General features: G+C 63.5%; 26 protein-coding genes and 1 other annotated feature. Of the genes, 8 read left to right on the top strand and 18 right to left on the bottom strand.

Annotation, left to right across the window (positions count from 1 at the left end; translation table 11 throughout):
* Both NF876_RS12285 and NF876_RS12290 read right to left on the bottom strand, forming a co-directional pair.
* Positions 1-397: transposase (locus tag NF876_RS12285; protein WP_262269080.1), on the bottom strand; the 397-nt coding region annotated here is incomplete at its 3' end.
* A gap of 122 nt (positions 398-519) precedes the next feature.
* Positions 520-1,011 carry a DUF5662 family protein gene (locus NF876_RS12290; RefSeq protein WP_262269081.1) on the bottom strand — a complete coding sequence of 164 codons (492 nt, stop codon included), beginning with the start codon at positions 1,009-1,011 and terminating at the stop codon, positions 520-522.
* Positions 1,012-1,304: 293 nt separating this feature from the next.
* Between NF876_RS12290 and NF876_RS12295 the strand changes: the two genes are divergently transcribed.
* Together NF876_RS12295 and NF876_RS12300 are read left to right on the top strand one after the other, a co-directional pair.
* On the top strand, positions 1,305-1,643 hold the full coding sequence (locus NF876_RS12295; protein WP_262269082.1) for a hypothetical protein: 339 nt from the start codon (positions 1,305-1,307) through the stop codon (positions 1,641-1,643).
* 30 nt (positions 1,644-1,673) lie between these two features.
* The gene (locus tag NF876_RS12300; protein ID WP_262269083.1) at positions 1,674-1,925 is read left to right on the top strand and encodes a hypothetical protein; all 252 of its coding nucleotides are present in this window, start codon (positions 1,674-1,676) and stop codon (positions 1,923-1,925) included.
* Positions 1,926-2,175: 250 nt separating this feature from the next.
* Here NF876_RS12300 and NF876_RS12305 read toward each other — a convergent pair whose 3' ends face one another.
* Positions 2,176-2,367 (bottom strand): hypothetical protein, encoded by a 192-nt coding sequence (locus tag NF876_RS12305; RefSeq protein ID WP_262269084.1) that lies wholly within the window; start codon positions 2,365-2,367, stop codon positions 2,176-2,178.
* A 127-nt stretch (positions 2,368-2,494) separates the two neighbouring features.
* The gene (locus NF876_RS12310) at positions 2,495-2,704 is read right to left on the bottom strand and encodes a hypothetical protein (protein ID WP_262269085.1); all 210 of its coding nucleotides are present in this window, start codon (positions 2,702-2,704) and stop codon (positions 2,495-2,497) included.
* 162 nt (positions 2,705-2,866) lie between these two features.
* Between NF876_RS12310 and NF876_RS12315 the strand changes: the two genes are divergently transcribed.
* The gene (locus tag NF876_RS12315) at positions 2,867-3,055 is read left to right on the top strand and encodes a CsbD family protein (protein WP_262269086.1); all 189 of its coding nucleotides are present in this window, start codon (positions 2,867-2,869) and stop codon (positions 3,053-3,055) included.
* Between the two features lie 53 nt (positions 3,056-3,108).
* Here NF876_RS12315 and NF876_RS12320 read toward each other — a convergent pair whose 3' ends face one another.
* Positions 3,109-3,504: a response regulator gene (locus NF876_RS12320; RefSeq protein WP_262269087.1), complete on the bottom strand. Its 396-nt coding sequence runs from the start codon at positions 3,502-3,504 to the stop codon at positions 3,109-3,111.
* Positions 3,505-3,894: 390 nt separating this feature from the next.
* Between NF876_RS12320 and NF876_RS12325 the strand changes: the two genes are divergently transcribed.
* A complete protein-coding gene (locus NF876_RS12325; RefSeq protein WP_262269088.1) occupies positions 3,895-4,062 on the top strand; it encodes a hypothetical protein in 168 nt (55 codons plus the stop codon).
* A gap of 129 nt (positions 4,063-4,191) precedes the next feature.
* Here the strand turns inward: NF876_RS12325 and NF876_RS12330 are convergent, their stop codons facing one another.
* From NF876_RS12330 to NF876_RS12340, 3 genes are all read right to left on the bottom strand, one after another.
* Positions 4,192-4,923: an SCO family protein gene (locus NF876_RS12330; RefSeq protein WP_262269089.1), complete on the bottom strand. Its 732-nt coding sequence runs from the start codon at positions 4,921-4,923 to the stop codon at positions 4,192-4,194.
* 58 nt (positions 4,924-4,981) lie between these two features.
* On the bottom strand, positions 4,982-6,280 hold the full coding sequence (gene mtoX, locus NF876_RS12335; RefSeq protein WP_262269090.1) for a methanethiol oxidase: 1,299 nt from the start codon (positions 6,278-6,280) through the stop codon (positions 4,982-4,984).
* Positions 6,281-6,576: 296 nt separating this feature from the next.
* Positions 6,577-7,805 (bottom strand): IS3 family transposase gene (locus tag NF876_RS12340; RefSeq protein ID WP_262269091.1). Its coding sequence is split into 2 segments (ribosomal slippage): positions 6,577-7,517 and positions 7,517-7,805, totalling 1,230 coding nucleotides; the frame shifts between segments, so codons are not numbered across the junction.
* Positions 7,408-7,524, bottom strand: a sequence feature (AL1L pseudoknot). Its footprint overlaps the gene before it by 117 nt.
* A gap of 132 nt (positions 7,806-7,937) precedes the next feature.
* On the opposite strand from NF876_RS12340, the gene NF876_RS12345 reads away from it, so the two are divergent.
* Both NF876_RS12345 and NF876_RS12350 read left to right on the top strand, forming a co-directional pair.
* Positions 7,938-8,225, top strand: coding sequence for a nucleotidyl cyclase domain-containing protein (locus NF876_RS12345; protein ID WP_262269092.1), 288 nt, complete (start codon positions 7,938-7,940; stop codon positions 8,223-8,225).
* A 1,208-nt stretch (positions 8,226-9,433) separates the two neighbouring features.
* Positions 9,434-9,841 carry a response regulator gene (locus tag NF876_RS12350; protein WP_262269093.1) on the top strand — a complete coding sequence of 136 codons (408 nt, stop codon included), beginning with the start codon at positions 9,434-9,436 and terminating at the stop codon, positions 9,839-9,841.
* A gap of 10 nt (positions 9,842-9,851) precedes the next feature.
* Here the strand turns inward: NF876_RS12350 and NF876_RS12355 are convergent, their stop codons facing one another.
* The 5 genes from NF876_RS12355 to NF876_RS12375 all read right to left on the bottom strand — a co-directional run bounded on the left by NF876_RS12355 (position 9,852) and on the right by NF876_RS12375 (position 15,440).
* Positions 9,852-10,922, bottom strand: coding sequence for a class I SAM-dependent methyltransferase (locus NF876_RS12355; RefSeq protein ID WP_262269094.1), 1,071 nt, complete (start codon positions 10,920-10,922; stop codon positions 9,852-9,854).
* A 154-nt stretch (positions 10,923-11,076) separates the two neighbouring features.
* Positions 11,077-12,057, bottom strand: a complete 981-nt coding sequence (locus tag NF876_RS12360; RefSeq protein WP_262269095.1) for an oxygenase MpaB family protein — start codon at positions 12,055-12,057, stop codon at positions 11,077-11,079.
* Between the two features lie 230 nt (positions 12,058-12,287).
* A complete protein-coding gene (locus NF876_RS12365) occupies positions 12,288-13,166 on the bottom strand; it encodes a class I SAM-dependent methyltransferase (protein WP_262269096.1) in 879 nt (292 codons plus the stop codon).
* A 176-nt stretch (positions 13,167-13,342) separates the two neighbouring features.
* On the bottom strand, positions 13,343-14,182 hold the full coding sequence (locus NF876_RS12370) for a class I SAM-dependent methyltransferase (protein WP_262269097.1): 840 nt from the start codon (positions 14,180-14,182) through the stop codon (positions 13,343-13,345).
* 286 nt (positions 14,183-14,468) lie between these two features.
* Complete coding sequence (locus tag NF876_RS12375) at positions 14,469-15,440, bottom strand: AraC family transcriptional regulator (RefSeq protein WP_262269098.1); 972 nt, start codon at positions 15,438-15,440, stop codon at positions 14,469-14,471.
* 191 nt (positions 15,441-15,631) lie between these two features.
* Here NF876_RS12375 and NF876_RS12380 point away from each other — a divergent pair, with 191 nt between their 5' ends.
* Entirely contained in the window at positions 15,632-16,750 is a 1,119-nt protein-coding gene (locus NF876_RS12380; RefSeq protein ID WP_262269099.1) for an FAD-dependent monooxygenase, read from the top strand.
* A 382-nt stretch (positions 16,751-17,132) separates the two neighbouring features.
* Here the strand turns inward: NF876_RS12380 and NF876_RS12385 are convergent, their stop codons facing one another.
* The 4 genes from NF876_RS12385 to NF876_RS12400 all read right to left on the bottom strand — a co-directional run bounded on the left by NF876_RS12385 (position 17,133) and on the right by NF876_RS12400 (position 21,173).
* The gene (locus tag NF876_RS12385) at positions 17,133-17,786 is read right to left on the bottom strand and encodes a transglutaminase-like cysteine peptidase (RefSeq protein WP_315975030.1); all 654 of its coding nucleotides are present in this window, start codon (positions 17,784-17,786) and stop codon (positions 17,133-17,135) included.
* A gap of 171 nt (positions 17,787-17,957) precedes the next feature.
* Positions 17,958-18,284, bottom strand: coding sequence for a hypothetical protein (locus NF876_RS12390; RefSeq protein ID WP_262269100.1), 327 nt, complete (start codon positions 18,282-18,284; stop codon positions 17,958-17,960).
* A gap of 345 nt (positions 18,285-18,629) precedes the next feature.
* A complete protein-coding gene (locus NF876_RS12395) occupies positions 18,630-20,804 on the bottom strand; it encodes a hybrid sensor histidine kinase/response regulator (RefSeq protein WP_262269101.1) in 2,175 nt (724 codons plus the stop codon).
* A 141-nt stretch (positions 20,805-20,945) separates the two neighbouring features.
* Complete coding sequence (locus NF876_RS12400) at positions 20,946-21,173, bottom strand: hypothetical protein (protein ID WP_262269102.1); 228 nt, start codon at positions 21,171-21,173, stop codon at positions 20,946-20,948.
* Positions 21,174-21,739: 566 nt separating this feature from the next.
* Here NF876_RS12400 and NF876_RS12405 point away from each other — a divergent pair.
* The gene (locus NF876_RS12405; RefSeq protein WP_262269103.1) at positions 21,740-22,156 is read left to right on the top strand and encodes a hypothetical protein; all 417 of its coding nucleotides are present in this window, start codon (positions 21,740-21,742) and stop codon (positions 22,154-22,156) included.
* A gap of 237 nt (positions 22,157-22,393) precedes the next feature.
* Here NF876_RS12405 and NF876_RS12410 read toward each other — a convergent pair whose 3' ends face one another.
* Complete coding sequence (locus NF876_RS12410) at positions 22,394-22,603, bottom strand: hypothetical protein (protein WP_262269104.1); 210 nt, start codon at positions 22,601-22,603, stop codon at positions 22,394-22,396.
* Between the last annotated feature and the right edge of the window lie 44 nt (positions 22,604-22,647).

Raw genomic sequence — 22,647 nt, forward strand, 5'->3', positions numbered from 1 at the left:
GGCGCTTGCGGCCGTTGATCTTCTTGCCGCCGTCGTACCCACGCGGTCCGCCCATCTCAGAGGTTTTCACTGATTGGCTGTCGATGATCGCTGCACTCGGCTGAGGATTGCGGCCGGTCTGACAGCGATAACTCTCGCGCAGAACCTGGGTCACGTACTCCCAGGTGCCATCCTCGCGCCACTGGGCATAGTGGTAGAAGACAGCACCGCGCGGCGGATACTCGTGCGGCAGCAGCCGCCACTGCGCTCCGGTGCGCAGCAGATAGAAGATCGCATCGCCAATGCGGCGTAAGGGATAGGTCTGCCGCCGCCCTGCTGGATGGCTCCGTTGCAGCAGCGGGGCCAGCACCCTCCATTCCCCGTCGCTCAGATCGCTGACATAAAGGCAAGTATCCATGGCTGACCCTCCAAGCTGTCGCAACAGCCCGCTTCCGCATCGGCGGCCCAGCACAAAACCTATTCTGAATCAGTCACTTACCTCGAGCAATAAAATTGCTCACCAGCCTCTAGTGGACAAACTCATGCGGAAGAGTCCGACTTTGGCTCATCTGGAGACCGCTCAGGCCAGCGGGCTAGGGTGTTGGCAAGGATGGCAGCCAGTTGGTCCTGAATGCCGAAAAGCTCGACGTTGTAGGCAAGCTTCACCCCGTCCTCTGGGTTGCGCTTCGCCGCAGCCATCCAGTCACAGACCATCTCAACGAGATCGAACAGGTCCATGCCCGCGATGCCTTGTGGGCCATAGTGCTCGGGATGATGAGAATTGCAGCGGTAGTGATGGTCGAAAGCCGGTGCGAGACGCTCTAACACCTTGGCGTATTCGGTCGAGCCATAGGAGACGCCTTGCAGCAGGGGGATGGCTTCGTCGAAGGCCGGCTTTTCTGCCGGGTCGAACTTGCTAGCGTCATGGATACGCCCGCGCCTCAGCATCTCGGTGACAAAGACATCGACATAGGCACGGACCTGAAGGATGTGGTCCAAGATGTCGGCGCGGCTATCGAAGGTATCAGCCATAGCGATGCCCTCACAACAAGAGGCAGCGCCATCGTAGTGGATGTCTAACAAGGGTACCAAATGTCAGATTCGATCCACCAGGTCGGACCGGCCGAGATGTGACGAACCCGGCCAGAGCCTATCCGAAGGAGGCGGCGCCGCCGGGTCGAAGACGTGCGCCGAGAGCGAGATCGTTGAAGCCCGGACCGAGACCGAATATTAGGTTCTGTTCGCAACCAAAGAACGGGACGGAACGGTAGCCAGTAAAGCTGCGTTGGAGAGCAGAGCTTAACCTAGGTTAAGGGAGGCTACTCATGCGCCTCGTATCAAGAGAGCTTCTGCTGACCGCGATTGTCATGGCTGGCGGGACCGCCGGCACGATGCCCCTGGCCCAAGCACAGGGCCAGCCTCAGACCTCCGAGACGCTAAAATCCGAGAGCACCGGACCCCAGGATCCCCGCTCCACCGGCTCGGTGGGCAGTTCCAGTGCACCGCTCAGCGAGAAGCTGAATCGCACCGATGGCGTAATCCGCCCGCCCGCCAACCTCGCCCCCGATATGAGCGTCCGCCCACCGGTTCCTGATCCCGGCACCACGCCCGTCATTCCGCCCCCAGGATCGCCAGGTGGCGACCAAAGTATCGAGCCAAAGTGACAGCAGCCCCAGGAGCCACTTGGAGGCACCATGCCGTTAGCGGCTGACGCTGCCCCGCTCGACCAGATTGTCGAACTGGCTCACAAGATCATCGACGAGTGCCCCTCCTGTGCGGGCACGGCCTCGGAGATCGCGATGTGGGCCAGTGAAATCCGGGAACGCCGGCCCGGCCGTGAGGAACTGGCAGCTCTGGTCGATGCCACCTGCCCGGGTCTGCCCGCGGATCAGCGGACGCAGCTGATCGACAGCTTGCGGGCCTTTGTCCGTTTTGCCGAGAGCTGAACCGTCGTCACGGGGCCGGGGAGCCGCGGGCGGCGTGGAGAGAACAGTCAATCGGATTCCTCAGTAGCAGAGTTACCGCATCCATTCCCTCGATGGCAGGAGCCATTTCATGCTCGACCTGGGCTCATGGTACGACATCATCCTCCTCGGGGGCGCGGTGCTCATCATGGTGGTGATCTGCAGCCTTGAGGGATGGATGCGATAGCTGAAGCTACGGGTGTCTGATCCTCCGCGCTGCGGAGACACGCGCCTAGGGAAGCTCTGCGACGTAGAGTCGGTCGAACTCAGCCGGGACATGCTGCAGCCCATCGGCATCGGTGATGAGGATGTCGGTGACACCGTCGATATCCAGCTGATGAGCCTTCTCCGAGGCTGTGGCGGGGCTGTCGCAGGTGACGGCCACCACCCCGTTCTGTCCGTTTCCGGTCACGACAAAGAACATGCTGCCTCCACTCGATTGCCGTTTGACTTGGGATGACTGGCGCCGATTGAGCACGATGCTATCGCTTACCGCAGCCGTAGGGTCGTTTGGAGGAGGCAGGCTCGCCCCGCCTCCCTGCCCCACCCGGTTAGGCTGCCGCGTGGAACAGATAGAAGCCATTGGCTCCCGTGGAGGTTTCCGCTGCCGCGGCATCAAACCCTGACAGGGTCTCAAGGTCGAGTGAACAGGCGTACTCCCACGCCTCCGGAGTAACAAAATTTGGCACGGGAACATCCTCGGGCACGGCGCAGAATAGGTCGGCCGCATCCTTCCGCCGGAACAGATTGTAAGCGCGCATTGATCGGTCTCCTCGCTCTTACCCGGGTTGCTGGCCCTCATAGCGGCTCAGTGCGGCGGGAGTGTGGATCTGAGAGGAAGCTAAGCCCCCTGGGCGTTTGAACCCGGAACGGGCCAGACCTCAACGCGTTGATCGGGAAAAGGTTTTCACAGGAGCGACGTGATGGACAGAGATCGGATTGAGGGCGGCGCCAAGACCTTGGGCGGCCGGGTCAAGGAGTTCTTCGGGCGCATATTGGGCGACACCAAGCTGCGAACCGAGGGCAGGATGGATCAGGTTGAGGGCAAAATCCAGAATACCGTCGGCGGCATCAAGGATAGTCTCCGCGACGACGGCAGACGCGGTCCATGATGGCTTGGGGCCGAGTTGTCCTTATCGCGACCCTCGGATAGCGTCGCATCCTGTCACTGACCGCTTCCTTTGTTCTCGTTGGATGACAGGCCGCATGCGACGGCGACCGCTTGAGCGAAATCCCCTTGGCTGAACGGCTTTTGGAGTGTCTGACAGTCCCGGAAGCCGTCCCGCAGACCATGCGGGCCATAGCCGGTTGCAAACACGACCGGGATCCCGCGTTGCCGAACGACCTCGGCGATGGGGTAACTGAGTGTCCCGCCCAGGTTGAGGTCGAGAACGGCGAGATCGAACTCTCCCTCGCGGGCGAATGCCAGGGCGGGATCGAATTGTGCCATTGGCCCGATGATCTCGCATCCACAATCCAGCACCATGTCCTCGAGAAGCATGCTGACCATTGCCTCGTCCTCGACCACGAGAATACGATGTTTCAACTCGTCGGCTGACATGGAAGCGTCTCCAGGGCTGGGTCGCGCTGTTCCCGCAGGGTCCTGAGCACAAGGCGAGGCGAATAAGGTTAATATTGTCTTAACATTTCCCTAAACAGGCAGCCTTGCATTCACATAGGTTGGCCAACGGCCCAGATGGCGAATGCCCTTCCGGGCCGGGTCGAGCTTCGGGACGAACGTCCCGTCTTCAGGACCACACCTTGCCGCTGTCCGGATCTGTCATCATTTCGCACTGCACAAATTTGTCGCGGCCTTCCTGGGTCGAACGCGGCACCAGATGCGTTAGCTTTGTGCCGACCAATCGCAATCGCTGGAGAAAGGAAGAGCCAAATGGGTCAGAGGGTCTGTCCACAATGTTCCTGCGATGCAGCATCGGTACTGAGCTTCGCCATGGATGATGGGGGCTTCGCGGCCGCGGTTCAGTGCCACGTCTGCGGCTTCGAGCAGCCCACCGAGCGTGGTTTTGATGACGAGCGGACCGCCCGCGAGGCCGCCATCCATGCTTGGCTGGATGGAACGGAGCCCTTCCCCTCATCCCCTCGTCTCGCGCGGGCGTGACAAGATCCGCTCCTTATTGCTCCTCTCTTAAGCCACTGTGAATGCCTCTCGGGCAGCCGGCAGTCTCCCAAGGCGGGAACAAGATCTGCTGCTCTTGTTCTGACCGCATAGGACGATGGTGCGCCCTCTTTACGGAGCGGGGTCAGTCACAGGTTGCTCCTTCTCCTGGTCGAGGATCAGGGTTCTGATGTCGGTGAGCACCAGGTCTGGGTCGAGGAAATCCAGACTGTAGATGTTGCGGATCCGACCCGAGGCATCGATCAGGAAGGCGCGGAAGATGTGGTACAGCGGTCCGCCTGCCGCGCCGGGATCGGGCTTCGCACTGATCATCTGGCCATATGCGGCAAGAACAGGCGCGAGGGCATTGCGGTCGCGGGCCGTCAGGAAGACCCAGTCGGGTGCGCCGGGTTCATCTGAGCGCCAGTCCGCCGCATACTCGGCAAGAACCGCCGGTGTGTCATGCTCCGGATCAAAGCTCAGCGAAACCAGATGCGTGCGCCGAGCCACCTGCTCGTCCTTAGCTGCGAGATCCTGCAGCAGCGACAGCTGCAATGTCGCAGTCGGGCAGATATCTCCGCAGCGCGTGTACATGAAGGCCAGGACGGTGATCCGACCCTGAAGGATATCAGTCAGATCATGTCCTTGCCCATGCTCATCCAGGACACGCCCTCCGGCGGCGGGGCGGATGGCCGGAAGCCGATAGCTGCCGGGCTCCGGCAGAGCAAAGGCGTAGCCGGTGCTCGGGCTGGTCGCCTGCCCCGTGTTCGGTTTGCGCTCGTGCAGATCATGGGCCGATGCTGCCAACGATACCCCACAGAGCACGGTGGCCAGAACCAGACGGGCGACGGCAAGGCTCGGCATGGGACCCCTCCCCTGGCAAGGGCAGGGCGGGAGCCCAAGGGCTCCCGCTCGCAGTGCGTCAGCTCGCGTAGAGCTTCGAGGAGCCAAACGACATCATGTGCGGACGCCCGAGCCCCTCGCGCATGAAATCCACCTCGAACCGTGGCGCCAACTCCATTCCGTCCCAGGTATAGGCTTTCAGGAACTGCGCGCCGTCGGTACCCGCCTTGTCCCAGTTCGAGAGCAGAGAGCTGGTGTAGTAGAGCCGCTTTCCGTCCCAGCTCTGCGAGACCATGTTGACCTGACCGCCAACCTTCCTCTCGTAGATCTGCTTCGGCCTGTGCGGGTCGGAGACGTCGAAGACCCGGGTCATGCCGTCCATGAAGCTGTCGACGAACAGCGTCCGGTCGTCGGCGCTCAGGCTGATGTCGACCGGAACCGGCAGCTTGGCCGGATCGCCCACGTCCGCCACGGCCTCAGCCTTCCAGTCGTCGTCCGCATCCTCGTACACAAGCCACAGCTTCGAGGTGAGAGCCGTCGAGGTGAAGGCGTAGTTGTTGTAGGGTCCCCAGGCCCAGCGGATCTCCAATGGCGCGCCCGGAACGTTGAACACCTTCTTCGGCGTGCGCGCATGGAAGTCCCATAGGACCATGGTCTGGCCGAAGTGCTTCATCGCCTCTTCGTCCTTTATGACCTCGCCGAGTGGGCGCATGTAGTTGCTGAAGCCCGTGAAGGACGAGGTGAGCATGACGTTCTTGCGCGGCAAGACGCGAGCATCGTAGCCGTAGCCGTCGGCAACCTTCTCGACGGCCGCGCCTTGGGTATTTTCGGCGGTCGGCAGCCAGTGCGTGGTGATGTACTGCCCGTCATTGGTGTACTCGACCAGGCCGGTGCGCCCGTCGTGGTTTTTGTTCGACAGCCCTGGGATCAGCATGCGGCCCGGCAGGGCATAGGCGCCATGCGCGCCGACCACGCCGCCGCTCTTTTCGACGAAATCGTCGATCGTCTTGACCAGCTTCGGATTGGCCGGATTCGTCGCCACGTCGAAGATGTGAATCTTGCTGTCGGCCAGGCCTGCGACCCAGAAGTAGCGGCGGTCGTCCGTCAGGCCGCCGTGGTGGGCCTCGCCGCGCCCGCCAACCGAGTCCGCGTCGATCACCTTACCGAAGGTCGGCGAGTCCTTGCGGACATCGATGGTGACCACCTTGTCCTGCCCGTCGCCGATCCCCTCGACCCCGAGGGTCCAGACATAGACGAACTCCTCCTCGCCGGTAATCTTGGCCATGTAGGGAGACTGGCAGGTCTCGTCGGCTTGAACCGGCTGCCCGGCGAGCCCTGCATAAACGAGGGCGGCCGTACTCAGCAGAACCCGACGCATCCGGTTTCGCCGGATGGATAATGGTAACGACAGAACCGAGATTCTCGTCATCGCTCCCTCCTCTGTAGCGTCAGTTGCACGCACAGGGTCGTGTGGCCCCCGGCGCGAAGGCCGGCGAGCAGGCCGTATCGTGCCGCTCATTAGAATATTGCGCGTGAAATGGTCGAACATTGAGGCGGGCCGCGACGTGCCCCGGCATTCGGACCCGCAGGGCCCTGACGGGACATCCTGATGGGCGGAAGCGACACAGCCAACTGAACCGCGCCGGGATTCCCGGAGGCTGATTGGCTTTGATTTTACGCGGCCATCGGCGTGACCTCAAGCTGAGCGTAGTAAGCGGCTTCCGCCTCGGCGGGCGGAATGCTGCCGATGGACCCGAGCAGGCGCCGGTTGTTGTACCAGTCGACCCATTCGAGCGTGGCGAACTCGACGGCCTCAAACGAGCGCCACGGACCACGCCGATGGATCACCTCGGTCTTGAACAGCCCGATGACGGTTTCCGCCAGAGCATTGTCGTACGCGTCGCCAACACTGCCGACCGATGGCTCAATCCCAGCCTCGGCGAGGCGTTCAGTGTATTTAATCGCCACGTATTGAACTCCCCTGTCCGAATGATGAATGAGGCTGGATCGCCGCAGAGGCTGCCGCTCGTGGAGAGCCTGCTCCAGAGCATCGAGCACGAACTCGGCCCGGGCCGAGCATGACACCCGCCAGCCCACGATCCGGCGGGCGAAGGCATCGATCACGAAGGCCACATAGACGAAGCCCGACCAGGTCGCCACAGAGGTGAAGTCGCTCACCCACAAGGCGTTCGGCCGCGGCGCCTTGAACTGCCGGTTGACCCGGTCGCGCGGGCATGGGGCTGCGGCGTCACTGACGGTCGTCCGGATGCTCTTGCCGCGCACCACGCCTTTGAGGCCCATCTGCCGCATCAGCCGGGCGACCGTGCAGCGCGCCACCGCGATCCCCTCGCGCTGCATCTGGCGCCAGACCTTGCGCACCCCATAGACGCCGAAGTTGGCCGCGAAGACCCGGCGGATCTCCCGGCTCAGGTCGGCATCCCGACGCTCGCGGGCCGGTCTGCGCTCCGGATCGGCCTTGCGAGCGGCGTGCTCGTAGTAGGTCGACGGGGCGATCGGCAGCACGCGGCAGATCGGCTCGACCCCGTAGACCTCACGATGCTCGTCGATGAACGCCTTCATGGCTTGAAGCGGCGGTCGAGCTCCGCCTGGGCAAAATAGGCGCTGGCCTTGCGCAGGATCTCGTTGGCCTGGCGCAGTTCCCGCACCTCCCGCTCGAGGGCCTTGATCGTCTCCTGCTCCTGGCTCGTCGGGCCGGGGCGAAGGCCCTGGTCGCGCTCGGCCTGCCGCACCCAGTGGCGCAGGGTCTCACGCGAGCAGCCGATCTTGGCCGCAATCGACAGGATCGCCTCATCCTGGGAGGCGTACTCGTTGCGGTGCTCGAAAACCATCCGGACCGCCCGCTCGCGGACCTCTGGTGAATAGGGGGGTGTTCGCTTTGTCATGGCTCCATCCTGTCAGGAGTTGGAGCCTCCGGGAATCCCGGTGCGGTTCAAACCATGCTCACGGTTGGGCCAAGACTGGACACCCTGCCCGGCTCACCGCAGAATCCAATCCGGAGTGGCATCGAGGATCTCATGGGGTCGCAGAAGCACAGGGTCGAGCGGCGACTGGCGGCGATCTTCGCTGCCGACGTGGCAGGCTACTCGCGCTTGACGGAGCAGGATGAGGTCGGGACCCTCCACACCTTAGCCGCCTGCCGTGCGATCATGGACCGGCTCATTGGTGAGCACGGAGGGCGGATCGCCAACACGGCTGGGGACAGCGTCCTAGCCGAGTTCCCAAGTGCGGTCGAGGCCGTCGCGTGCGCCGTTGAGGTCCAACAGGCGCTGTCCCAAGCGACCCAAGACACGCCTCCGGACTAGCGTCTACTGTTCAGGATCGGGGTGCATGTAGGCGACGTCATCGTCCAAGGCGGCGACCTGCTGGGCGACGGCGTAAACATCGCCGCGCGACTGGAGAGCCTGGCGAGCCAGGCGGCGTCTCCATTTCTGCCGCCACCCACGCATCGGTTCACCGGGTGCTCGCCCTCGGCTTCGATAATTTCGGACCTCAGAAGGTCAAGAACATCGCCGAGTAGTTGCCAGGCATGGCAGTAACGGAGCGTCGGTGATTGTAACGTCTACTTGATCAACTTTCCCGCCCGAGGGTAGGGCGAGGCTTCTCGACTGAGGAACCCTCAGCGACGCTGGAGCGGCTGTACTGGGTTACGCGCCAGATTGCCAAACTCTTCGGAAGGTATGACCTGCCATCGACACCTGCCTTGGCCAGTCTTCCGGTGACGCATGGAGAATTTCACTCCTGACGATTGGAGGTCAATCTATAGGTTCTGGCAGCCCGCCTCGGTGTTGGCCGCTACCTGCGATATAGCCCTCTCCTGCGGCCAGCCGGCCCTTGCATTGGAGATCCGACGTGACTCCTGTTGGCGTACAGGCGGGCGACCGGTTCGGGCAGGAGGCGACCCTCGTCCCGTTTTCCGTTCAGATGGAGCAAGCTTGCTCTTGGAACCATAGCCTGCCAGAAACGGTCGCTCAGCCTGGCTGACACCTGATTCCTCAAGGGCTAAGGTCACGTGATCTCTTCCAAGACCTTTGGGACGGCGGCCAAGGGCAACCCGAAGTGCTTCGCCACTTGACCGGGAGCTACACCAGCCAGAAGAGCCGCTCGTGCTGCCTTGCGCTGCCCCTCCTGCAGCGGAGCTGACGTCTTACCAGATCTGAGAGGCTTGTTCTGGCGTATAGAGCCGGAAATGAGGCGATTGAGGATCACGCTGGCTTCTCGTGCCGCAGCCTCCAACTCCGGCCGTCTTCCCCTCCTCTTCAGTCGACGCTGCATCTCCTCAAGATGTTGGCCGAGGTCCTGGGCCAGCTGAATGTCAGACAAACTTGCAAGCGCCGCCGGCTTGGCCGGAGCGAAAGCCGGCTCAGACTGAGGCGTCGGGATGGTGAGCGTAACCTCGAACAGATCGAGGGTGTGGGGCGGAGATCCCTTGTGCGACATGGACTTTATATGGGCATTCCGCCGCTCTGATCCAAGTAGATCTGGTATCCTTGGGATACACAGGAGGCACGCGATGACACGTGCCCAAGCTTTGGAAGCCCTGGTCCTGCTTGCCCGGAGCGAGCGACAGGTCTGCATGGCCACGGCAGATTGCCTGATCGCCGCCGGCCTCAAGGTCATTGAGGTTGCCAGGACCGACGAGGCTCTCAGCTATCTTGAATGCCGCGCCGACATTCACCTCGTGATCACGGAGATCGATATGCCCGGCGGCCTCGGCGGGCTCGACCTCGCACGCTTCGTCATACGACGCTGGCCGCACATCGGCATCATTGTTTTGGGATGGCCCACCCATCCCACACCGAGCCTGCCACAGGCTGTGACCTTCCTAGCTCAGCCGTGTCCAAGCAATTCGCTGGCAGAGCAAGCACGTGCCCAGTTGGCAGCGTTCCCTCGACCAGCCGGGGAGACGCAGCTGCGTTAGAGGCCTGCGATCAACTTGGCTTGTCGAAGACCATCACCTTGGACACGTAGGCCAGCACGTCGTGGGTGTGGGTCAGACCACACGCTCTGGACATTGCCCCAAAGTCTTCCTCGATGTACCCGGCATAGTACGGCTCATGATAGTTCTGCGGGAACAGTTCAAGGAGGCCGTCATACTCCGGCCTATCGCCACGCTGCAGCGAGTCCACCAGAACCAAGCGGCCGCCCGGCTTCAGAACCCGGGCAAACTCACGTAGGACGGCTCGACGGACGTGAGGCGGCAGCTCATGGAACATGAAAATGCTCGTCACCGCATCCTGGCTGGCGTCCGGCAGCGGAATGGCCTCCCCGTTGGCTACGGCGAGGCTCAGCCAGGACCAGCGCTTCAGGTGATGCTTGGCCTCCCGGACGTAAGCCTCCGACAGATCGATCCCGAGACTGGGGAGGCGCGGCCAAGCCTGCTTGGCGCAATCGAGAAAACGGCCGGTGCCGCAGCCGACATCGAGCAAGCGCAGCTGGCGCTGATCTCGGGGGGCGAAAACCTGATGCAGCGGCGGCAGCGCCTGCCGCCGCATGGCATTGGCAGTGCCGCTGAAGAGCACCTCAACTTGGGTGTCGTAGCGCTGAGCCGAGTCCTCGGACATCCAGCCGCCGGTCTGGAAGTGGAAGTTCTGGAGATAATAGCGCGGCCGCTTGCCTCGGTTTTCCTCGGTGAGAACCTCGCTGTGCCCGCCGCTCTCGCGCCGGCGATGAACGTTTGGCAGATCTTCGAAGAACAGGTTAGAGCGGCGAAGACGCGTCAGCAGGGAGCCATCATGATCGGCCGGAAGAGGGTAAATCCCCGCCTCGACATTGGCGAGATCCTGCCGAAACAAAGCCGCCATATCCTCATAGAGGCGGTTGCGGTCCGGCACGGGCGCTGCGGTGTGGGCTCGAGGACGCTTGCTCTCCCCCTCCTCGTCCCGGGCTTTCTCCGCCAGGCGGCTGACGGCAGCCGCATGGGCTGCATACCAGGCAAACCGGGGCAACTGTCTGGCATGGTATGCGGCACGGGTGGCAAAGCGGGTAAGGGGACCGGTCATTCTTCCCTCCGCGTGAGAGCTGGAAAGGGTGATCTCCTCAACCCGGATCCGCAAGAGGCCATCCGGGGTGCGCACTTCATTCGTGTCATTCGGCGATGCCTGTTCTCGCTGACTTGCCTCCGAAGGGCAAGTATCAGGCGAGACACCAGCTAGCTCACCAGGGGCGGTAGAGGTAAGTCTCGGGCAGGCCGAGGCGGCGGCAGGATTGGATGGCTGGGGATGACCGCAGGATGAGGCGGTCACTCGCTAGCGCCAAGGCACACACCAGAATTCGCTCTGTTGAGCGTAGGGTCCACTGAGATCTTAGCCCGAGACGTTCCCGCAGCCAGTTGGGCAGGATCTCGGCCGCTGCCTTGAGAAGCACCCGCTGAACCGATCCTGCCGGTACCGGCAGGATCGGGACGTGCTCCATAATCTCAAGAAACTCGAAAATGATTGGCGAAGCGACGAGCTTGGGCCGCATCACCTCAAACAAGGCGTCGAGTTCATCTTGTGAGGCGGGCGCGCCGGTGGCGCCGTAAAGCCGCGCGCTTGGCAGTCCTTCGGCGAAAAGGGCCAATCTCTCGTCGGCTGTCAAGCTGCGCACATAGGCGTGGTAGGCCTCCGTGAAGCCGAAGCTCGCCGTCGCCTGCACCCAGTCAAGCAGCACTGGGTCGTTGGCGCGATAAGGCTCGCCCGCGCTGGTCCAACCCGTCACTCGCTCATGCCGCCTGACCACCCCCGCAATCATCGCTTCAGCCTGACTGCGGGGGCCGTAGACGCTAACCATGACGGCCAGACCCGTTCGCCGCAGGCGCGTGAGTGGATCAGTCCTAAAGCGGCTGTGCTGCCAGACACCATCGCGCACGCGCGGCTCGGCAAATTCGAGCAGAACAGCCGCTACGCCGCCAATGAACACGGCAACGGGGTTCTTGAACATGCGCCAGGAGATGGAATCGGGCGGGATCAGCGCCGGTTCTTCCTTTGGCCTAGAAAAGTCGATGGTCTGCTGCGGCTGCAGGAAGGCTTGCGCCAGCTGATCAATCTGGCGCTGGAGCGGGCGAGGCACGATGATCGCGCCCGAACTGGCAATCACGGCGCTATCTCCGATCCTTAAATGGCGCTTGAGCGTAAATGGTTGCACCGATTTCGCCAACCTCTGGGGCTGAGCGTCGCCTTAGGGTCAACCTGAGCTCTCGAGCGGGATCACGTGAAGGTCGCTTCGCAGTCCCATTGCAGAAACACGGCTAAGGTCCGCCCGCGTTAGAAGCCAAACCTCCCGGCTTGCAGGTTCATTTCGCGGGAGCGCCTTTTTACAACAGGCGGTGCTCCATCCGATGACCACTTGATCCTGAGCCGCCAAAAGTGGCTCAAATGCCGCTCAGGTCAGAGCTGGGCAATGGTCAGCGCGACCGGTGCCGTGGGCAGGTGTTCGACGCCGCCGAACCCCGCTCCGTGCAGCGCCGCCTCCAGCGCGCTGTCGGTCCATGGGTGCCCACCACTGAGCACGGTGCGCAAGGCACCGACCGCTGCCGGCAGGTGCTCCGCAGGGGCGGCGTAGCGCGCGAGGGCCAGCCAGCCGCCCAGCACCAAGGCCGCGCGGTTGCGCTCAAGCGCCGCCAGCGCCACTGGCTCAGGCAGGAAGGGCAAGGGCAGCCACGCCACGGTGAAGACTTGCATATCTTCCAGCATGGTGACGTCCTGCCGCCGGAGCTCCACGCGCGCCTCGAGGCCGAGTTCGGCGACGTTCTTCCGGGCCAGCGCCAGCGCAGGCTCGTGGATGTCGATGCCGACGACGCGCAACGCCGGCCACACCCGAGCCGCTTCGATCGCCAGCCAGGCTGCGCCGGTTCCGACATCGAGAAAAGCGCCATTCTCCCGCCGCAAGGCAGTCCTCAGCTCGAGCCGGTCAGCGGATGCCGCCTCCAGGTCATGTACGATCTTGCGCGAGGCCCGGCCGATGGAGTCGATCAACACCGGATCCTCGTGCCGCCATCCGGGTGTCTGGGCCGGGTCGGCGAAGAGGGCCGCGGCCTCGCTCAACCCGTAGCCGATCGCAGCCACCATCGCCTCCTCCTGGGCCGACCCAAGCCCGTCTGGAAGCACGGGATGGATCGCCCGCGCCGCCTCCTGAAGCCGCGGGCGAAGCACCGGGTCGCCCGCGCGTCGCTCCTGCCGGAGCCGGAGTTCCGCGCCGAGCGCGGCAATCGCCTGGATGGAGAGAAGATGCCGCCAGATCTCGGCGATTGGATCATCCTGGCTCATGGTGCGCGTCCTCCACCAAGATCTTTCGCACGGTCGCTCGTCCGAGGCCCGGCCGCCAATCAACTTACACCGAAGGGTTGGGCGATTGGCCGAGAGCTACCCGTCCTTCGGATCTTGGCCGCAGTTTTTCAGACGAGCCTCTATGGAATCAGATCGAACGTTATTCCAAAGATCACTCAGGTCGGAATACGCCCGATCGTGACAACAAAGGCCTCGCGGGAGCAAAAGTCAGGGTCATCGAGCACGCCGTCCGGATCGGCCGCGGCAGCCCGCAGCGCCTCACGGTCTGCCGGAGGCACGTCGAGCTCGGCTGCAAGCCCGGCCCCATAGCGCAGCCCCATCGCGACGAACTCGCGGGTGGCGGGCGACGGTGGCGCCCAGCGCTCCACCAGCCAGCCCTTGCGCACAATATCGGTCAGCCCCGCTTGGCGGAAGAACCGGGCGAGCGAGGATCCGCACCAGGAGCCCAGCAGCCCGGTACCCGCCGCCTTGGCCCGGCGGGCCGCAACCCGCCGGGCGAAGATGGCTGGATCCAGCGGCAGAACTTGCAGGAGCGTCCCATCAGAGTCCTTCACGGCGACAAGCCCGCCCGGTTTGGCCACGCGGCGGAACCCGCCCATGACCTGGGTGAATTCCGCCTCCGTCAGGTACTGGGCGACATTGGCGCACCAGACACAATCGAAGGTGGCATCAGCAAAGGGCAGGTCCAGCACGCTGCCGACTCGGACCTCCGTTGGGGCGGCGCAGTGTCCCTCCTGGACGAGGCGCTCGACGTCGGCGACGTTCTCAGGCGCGAGATCAAGGGCGTGAACCTGACCCGCAGGCCCGACAAGCTCGCCTAGGAGCGGGATGTACCCGCCCGAGCCGCAGCCGGCATCGAGCACCGTCCATCCCGGTGCGATGCCGACGAACCGGAGCGCCTCCTCATATTCGGCACGGCAGGCCTGGAAGTGGAGATCCAGCCATGGTGCATCGCTCACCGCATGGCCTGTCGATGTCATCCTCGCATCGTTCACGGGACACCTCCCGGCTGACTGGCATGACCTCGGCCGCAACATTGCCGACCCATGGTTTGGGTTCCGCATGTGTCATGGCTGCCTATCCATATTGCCGCGACAAGCGATACTTTACCCGAACCCTACCTGGACGCGAACCACAAACATCCGATCCGGGTCCAGACAGGCCTAAAAGCCCATCTGCCGGAAGATTGGCTTCGCCTGGAAGTTCAGATGCTCGCTCTCATGAGGCCGCGGGTCGGCTCCGACTTTGGCGGTGCGTCGAGACGCGGCCCCTCGATTGAGGCTACCGAAGGTCTCTGCGGTTGCGGATGTCTGATGGTGTCACGTTGTAGAGCCGTCTGAACGCCCGATTGAAGTACGACAGGTCGCCAAATCCCGCATCGTAGGCGATGGAGGTAATGCTGCGCCTGACGAGCCGCGCATCAGAGAGCATGCGGTAGGCCCGCTCGAGACGATGTCGAAGGACGAACTGCGAAAAGGTCGTTCCCTCGCTCTCGAACAGCTTGTGCACATAGCGGGTTGTCACCCCCTGGCGAGCCGCTACCCCAATGAGGCTCAATGAGGCATCTCCGAGGCTGGCCATGACCTCGGCCTTGATCGCCTGTAGCCGCGCCGCGCGCACGCTGCTGTCGGCCCTGACAGCCGCCTCCCGATCCGCTTCGACGCTCAGTCCGATCAGATCATACATATGGTTGACCACGGCGTGACACATCTGGGGTGAGTTCTCGACCTCAATCGTCCCAAGGGCATTCAGGTACGCAGTCAAAAGCCTGACGGCGCCCGCTCCCTTCCGGATCAGTTCGCCTACGCGATCGTCGAGGCCGTTCACGAGTGGCGCGATGGCTGTTCGGGGCACCCGCACACCCAGGAACTGGGCTGGCGTTGGACGGACGATCGCAAAGCGACCTTCGGCACAGCCCAGGAGGATCGCGTCACCCTGCCTCAACACCATCTCCCGCTCTTTCTGGAATGCGACGCTGCACCCTGAAAGGTTCACCCCCAAGAAAAGATCGTCGTTGTAGCCGATTCCTGGTGGACGTCCCTCCTGGCGCAGCCCGTTCAACCTCCCGGAGAGGACACCCATCCCTGGTACGGCGAATTTGGTGATCTGAAGGGATGGCAGGGCATCCGGCAACGGCTCGATCGGAAGAACGCCACGCTCACGCAGCCGGAGGATGGCATCGCGGCGGTCGCAGGCCGGGATCTCCGCGGTGGAAAAGCGGAATGACATAGGCTTCGCCAGCGTCTGGAGCATTTCCATTGCTCCTCGGTCAAGCCCTCCGGGGTGGCAGAGGGACGATAGCATGAGTTCGCTTCTGTCCCAACGCAGGTTCTGTCCTGTCCAAGCGCCGCATCAGGTTCGCGGCGAGAATGTCCGGCGCTGGCGTATCCTCTCCGGTGAGGGGATGCCGCCAGAGGATCAGGCTTCGCCAGTGGAGACACAACATGTCGGGACGTGCACGTATCCTGATCGTCGGCGGCGGGATTGCCGGTCTTGGTTTGCGGGTTGCCCTGCGACAGCGCGGGTTTCGGCCCGATCTCATCGAGCGTGAGACGCACTGGCAGCCGCCCGGTACGGGCATCGCGGTACAGCCCAATGCCATGCGGGTGCTTGTGGGGCTCGGGCTTAACACGGCCATGGAGCGTGCAGGGACCACGATCCGCCGTTGGCAATTCCGTGACCAGACCGGCGCGGTGCTTTGCGACATTCCGCTGGAACCATTGTGGAGCAGGGTCGGCCCGTTTATCGGCATCGAACGTGCCAAACTGCACGCGATCCTCCGCTCAGACGGCGCCCGGTGGCGGCTCGGAACCTGGATCGTTGCCATGGACCAGGACAGCAGGCGGGTTCAGGTCACTTTCAACGATGGCTCAACTGGCGACTATGATCTTGTCGTGGGCGCCGACGGGCTCTACTCGGGAACACGCCGGCTGGCGCTTGGCCCGTCCGAGCCGATCTATGGTGGACAGATGGTGTGGCGCAGCCTGTCTCCGCTCCCTCTTCCGGAGCCTGACAGTGTGCAGTTCTGGCTCGGTGACGGATGTTTCTTCGGCTTGTGCCCCGTGGGCAGCGGTACGTACGGCTTTGCCAATATCACAGGGCCACGAGGGTACGATCAGGTTGAGGGACGCCTTGAACGGCTCCGTGCCCGGTTTGACGGCTTTGGTGCAGCCGTTCAAGACTTCCTGACCTCGTTAGAGCGCGACGACCAGATCCATTGCGGGCCAATCGAGTGGGTGGAAGCTGAGCAGTGGTGCCGCGGCCGGGTGGCCCTCATCGGCGACGCCGCTCATGCAGGTTCGCCGATGATGGGGCAAGGAGGCTCGATGGCGCTGGAAGATGCGCTGGTGCTCGCCGAGTGCTTGCAGGCCGCGCCCGAGGTCGAGGTGGCTCTGTCCACGTTCGTCGCCCGGCGCAAGCCTCGGGTCGGCTGGGTGCGGCAGCAGAGATTGGCTGTAGGGGAAACGCTTCGGCTGCCACCCGCGGTGCGCAACGCGTCCCTTCGCGAACGGGGTTGGAGCACCTTCTATGATCGGTTCAAGCTGCTGACGGCACCGCCGTAGCCTTAGCTCTTCTGGGATCCCAACACCCGAAAGGTCCGTTGCGGGTAAACCAGAGCCATTGAGCCCTTGTCCACGAAGGTCAGCTCACCCCGCCAATGCGGAACTTCGGCTACGGTTCGTCGGTGTTACGAGGCGACATTCTTACCGGATGCAGTGGCCTACACTGTGATTCAGCGGCGAATATGTACCCTCGAGCCGACTGGCGTTACGGGCATGACATTAATGGAGAATTCGTCGCGCCAGCGGGGTCATCATCAGCGCCGACCGTGACCCCACCGGATTTCCATTTTGCGTCGGTAATCCCAGGCTTTGCGCTCCTCGAGAGAGGGGTCAGTTGTTCAATGCTGATTCACACTCACACCTTGTTCACTTGCGTGGAAGCTCAGTGATCTGAGAAGTCCGGATCGCGCGACGAGAGCCTTCGGACCGGGAGATCCGCTACCGGTTCCCTGGTCTGCTCGCCTGTGGTCACAGAAGCCCAAGCGCGCGGGTTGGCTGGCGACTGGCGCGACAGATACGTGTGGCCCGTCTGCGACGTAGTTCGCAAAGTATCCGTCAGGCTGTTGAGAACATAGTCGCCCTGGTCGGTGATCGCAGTCAGGACCAGATGCCACTCGCCCTGTGGCGTGAGCGCTGCCGTCAACAGCAGCGCCGAGGACGGCCAGCCGCGCTCGATCAACAGCTTGCGCTTCACGAGCGCATAATCCTCGCAGTCCCCGCGGCCTGTCGCAGGCAAGCTCCAGACGTCTTCCTGTCCCCATTGCTCGTGGTCGGACATTTCTTCGACCGACCTATTGACGGTAAGGTTGATCTGCTGAAGTTCGCTCATGCGCGGGGCCGTCACAGCAACCTGCCTGACGGAGGGACCGGTCAGCCTGCATTCGGATGGGTGGCGGCGGCAGAAATCATGAAAGCCATGGAGCGGTTCCTGGCCGTTTTTGGCGAGCGTTGCACTTGCTAACGAGCACAACGAGAGAGCGGCAAAGACCGAGAACATGCGGCCACGCAACATCGCCAAGTTCCCTGAACCATTCATCGAAAAAGCTAACCCGCACGCATGCGGCCTGGCGTTCCCTTCCTGACAGGAAGGCGGGCGGAGGCCCCTCTCTCCGCCCGCGCGTCTCTACCTGGCGTGAGGACCATCCGGCTCATGAGACTGCACAGAGCCGTCCTATCCGCCTCGTCGCGATCGGGAGACGCAAGTCCATCAGCGGGTTTCCTTCAAGGCTTTGTTGGCACCGGAGTGAAGCTTGCCGTTCGTCCCGGTCGCGGCACCGCTTGCGCCAAGAGTCGAGTTGGTCGTGCCGGTGGCACTCCTGTTGGCGGGCGGAAGCACTGTACCGGTCGTATCCGACTTGGCCCCGTTCAGAGCCTTGTTGGCGCCAGAATGCAGGGCGCCATTGGTCCCAGTCGCGGCTCCGCTCGATCCAAGGGTGGAGTTGGTTGTCCCATGAGCACTCTGGGCTAACGCGGCGGAGACTATCCCGCAGGCGAAACCAGCGGCAATCACACCGACACCGATCTGCTTCTTCAACACTAGCGGTCTCCTTATCTCGGTCTCTACTCACGACTTGCGATCGCTTTCACGACCACGTTAACAGCGAGCCTCCCCTCAAGGATGTCGAGCGAGAGGTTCCAATCCGGAGGCACAGCCAGATGCGCCGCACCTCGGAGGGATTAACTCATCAGAGGTAGGAGAGGTTTCAGCTTTGCTGGGGGAAAGGGACAAGATGGACATTGTAGGAATGACCAGGTCCAACTGGCGATGCCGGTAGGCCGCAAAGATGCGGATCACGACGCAGGCGATACTGATCCAAGGAAGGCAGGAGCGAGTGCTCGCAGGCAACACAGCAGAATGGACGTGCCGGCCGTCAACCACTCAAGGCTTGCGGAACGGCACCACATTGGCGGGCTCGCAGGCTGGCGTGACGAGGGACGCAATCGCATGTTCCAACTCATCGCGCCGGAAGGGCTTGGTCAGTCGCGGGAGAGCAAGCCCGGCCCGTTCCGGCAGCTCCGCATGGCCGCTGGCCAGCAGGATCGGCATAGAGGGCCACTCCGCCCGGATCCGCTCCGCCAGCTCCAACCCTGTCATGCCCGGCATGGCATGATCGGTCACCACCAGATCAATGGACGTGTTTTCCCGGAGGACCCTCAGGGCTGCCTCGGCGGAAGAGGCCTCCACCACCGTATGGCCGAGATCGTCCAACGTGGCAGCCGTCCCAGTCATGACCAGCGGATCGTCCTCGACCAGCAGCACCGTGCAGGTGCGATGCTCCGGAGGCGCTTGCTGGTCGCCAGCAGACGCCTCCGTCACCGCCTCGCCCTGAGGCAGCCAGATCTCGGCCGTCGTGCCCTTGCCCACCTGACTGATCAGGGTCAGGGTGCCGCCGGACTGGACGGCGAGCCCATGGATCATCGACAGACCCAGCCCCGTTCCCTTGCCAACCCCCTTGGTCGTGAAGAAGGGCTCAATAGCGCGGGCCAGGGTAGCCGCATCCATGCCCATGCCGGTGTCACTCACCGACACGCAGACATAGGCTCCCGGCTGAAGGCCGTGCCCGTTGCCTCCAGCGACCTCTTCTGCGTGCGCCGAGATGGTGATCGTGCCGCTGGCCGGCATGGCGTCGCGGGCGTTCACCGCCAGGTTGAGCAGCGCCATCTCCAGTTGGTTCGGATCGACCTTGACCGGCGGCAGGCCAGCCGGGAAGCGGGTCACGATCTCGATGCTCGGGCCCAAGGCACGCGCCAGCAGGTCGGTCATGCCGGCGACGAGTTGCGGCACGTCGACGGCCTGTGGCGTGAGATCCTGACGGCGCGAGAAGGCCAGCAGCCGCTGGGTCAGGGCAGCCCCACGCTGGGCGCCCTGGATGGCGCCCTCCAGCAGCCGCCTGGCCCGGTCTTCGTCCTTGATGCGCTTGCGGAGCAGATCGAGGTTGCCGAGGATCACCGCCAGCAGGTTGTTGAAGTCATGGGCGATGCCGCCCGTGAGCTGGCCGATGCTCTCCATCTTCTGCGCCTGCAACAGCCGCTGCTCGGCCGCATGACGCTGCTCGCTCTCATGCCGAAGCTGGATGAGGGCCTCCTGCTCGGCCTGGGCGCGCCGCAGGGCCAGCCAGGAGACCAGCCACAGGATCAGGGCGGACAGAGCCGCCACCCCGCCATAGACCGCCAGATTGCGGTGCCAGTGTCCCAGCACGACCGCGGCATCGATGCCGAAGGCGACATAAACCGGATAGGCACCCACATGGCGGAAGGCATAGTACCGCTCGCGCTGGTCGGTCGAAGAGGTTCCAAACAACACGCCTCCATCGGACTGCGCCGCGATGCTGCGCATGAGGATATTGTCCGGCCCGAGGCGGCTGTAGGCCACCTGCGCGGGCGACCGGGCCAGGAGCGAACCGTCTTCCCGTATCAGGGCAGCCGCATGGGGTCCGGGCGGAGCCGCCTCTCGGAAGAAGCGGCTGAAGTACTCAGGGCTGAGCGCCACATGGATGATGCCGTCGAAGTGACCATCAGGGCTCGAGCGACGGCGGCTGACCGCGAACGACGCCCTGCCGGTGGCCTTGCCCTGGAACACCGCGCTGATGTAGGTGCCGGCATCGCGGCCGCGCTGGGCCTGAAAGAACTCGCGCTCGTCAATGGTGACATTGGGGTCCCACGGCTGGCTGCCCGCCCGGACATGTCCGGTGGCATCCGTGATCCAGATCGAGACCGCCTGCTCCAGGGGAGCCTTGAGCCTTTGGAGGAAGACGCTGGTCTCAGGGGCTGCGATCTCGTCCCAGGACATGCCATGGGTGCGGTCCTCGACCCGTCCGATCACGAGCTCGACCGTGTCGAACACCTTGCGGGCGTGCTCGTGCAGGATCGCTGTCGTGCGGGTGATGGTTTCCCCGTTGTCGCGCAGAACCTCGGCCCGGTTCCAGGCTGCGGCAGCCGCGAACACGACGGCCGGCACGAGCAGCGCGGCGACCAGCAGCAGCCGGTGCAGGCGGAGAGAGGGCATCGACACAGCGGGTTCCGAGCTGAGTTCAGGCGGGAAGCGATAAGGCATCGGTAGATCCTGCTGATGCCAGGTAGAGGCATTGCACGGGTTCTGGGCAGAGGCAAGGCAACTCTCGGAGCCCTCTGCTCCTTTCATGAGACCCTTGGGTGAAGTGCACCGGGACACCTTCAGATGCAGCGCAACGCGGCCTCAGGCGGCGCTGTAGCCGTCGCGTGTCGAATCCCAGATAATCGTGCGGCCCCGTCCCGGCTCGTCGACCAGCACCTGGACCCTCCGGCCGTAAGCTGCCGTGCGCGAGGCGACCTGGACAGCGGCCTTGATGGCCTCGGGAACGGTCGGGCACCGGGCCACGATGATCTCGCTGCTGACGACCGCCCACAGGCCGCCGATTGGCTGAATTACGAAGTAGTCGTCCACTGCCCTGCCCCAGCAAGACGAGCTGAGATATCGCGGCCGTCTGACTGATCAAGACCTGCTGAAGCGGGCCACAGTGGCATGCGACCCGATGGCCAATGTATTGCGGCCTTAAGTCGAAGATTTCCGCAGGTGGCGCGACCCAGACGCTCAGGCTTCTTGCGCGTTTGACAGGAGCCGATGAAAGCAGTTGCCCTACCATGCATGAATCGGCTTGTTGGGCGTTTCCGTGAGGACGCCTTCGGAGGAATCGGCATCCGTGTAGTAGTAGGTGTCGAAATCGACCACAGCGTTGGCATTGATCCTGCGCACGGCGCGGCGGGCCTGCTCCAAAGATTGGCCATGGGGCGGCCGTAACTTGATGGCCCGTGGGCTAAGGCTCCCCTCGTCTGAGCCTGGACGCGGAAACCCCGTGCTTTCAGCTTCGTAAGATCGGCATCGGTCAGCCCTGAGGCAACAAGGGTGTACTTCGCCCGCTGTGGGTTGACCCGCATGTCGCGTGCCTTCGCCGAGGCTGTCGGGCGAGCCCCTGCACCGGTCGGTGAGGAACCCGCGCGGCGAGCGGTCCCATGACCCTGAGCAGAGCCTGTGCCCTTGTGGCTGATGTCTCCTCCGCCAGGGTTGGCGTTCTTATCCGCATTGCCTGCATTACGCCCGGAAGGACCATGTCCGCTGCGGCTGGCACCTCCACCATTACCGTTGCTGTTTCCTCCGCCGTGATCGCCGGCGCTGCCCCTGGCACTTTCGCCACGGCCGTTTGCACCACCGCCATGGTTGCCAGCCCCGCGCCCTCCGGCGTTTCCGTCATTGCCGGATTTCGCGACAGCGAAAGAACCCTCAAGATGAGGCAGGAAGGCGTGACTGACATGAAAATGGACGACTGTCGGACAAAACACGGCGCCCACGGCAGCCGCGACCAGAACGGCCGTCTGTCGGCGCGACAAGGTCGCTATCTCACTTTGGCGCTAATACGACTCCGCCACTGATCCGCGCCAACAGGAAGGATGGCGCCCCGCCACATAGGTGGGCACTGCTGTATCTGTTGTGGTTCGCACATGTCCTGCCCCGTCCAATTCAACGTCTTTGAGCTTAGGATGAAGAACGAACGGGGTGTGAGTTTATTCCCTCAGGAGGTGACACCCCTCTGGTTTTCTGCGCACTGAAGCATCCTGTCGGGAGGGCCGCATCACGCGGCCCTTCACGATGCCTATGCGGCTCCGGGCCTAGCGAGGGCCATGTGCCGGCGCACCGGCCCCTGTGAGAACCAGCTTGTTCAGTTGAACCGGGTCCATGCCCAGGCGCCCCGCCCACTCCTCCAGGGCTGAGGCGTACAGGTGGGAGAGGAACGGAGTTGGCCTTTCTGCCGCGCCCTTGAGCCGGGCGAGCTCGGACACGGCCTCCTTCAGCAGGGTCAGATCACGATTGCCGATCATGGCGTCTCCCATGGCTGTTCCAGGAAGCTGGATCGCCCAGAACG

Source organism: Microvirga yunnanensis (assembly GCF_025460875.1).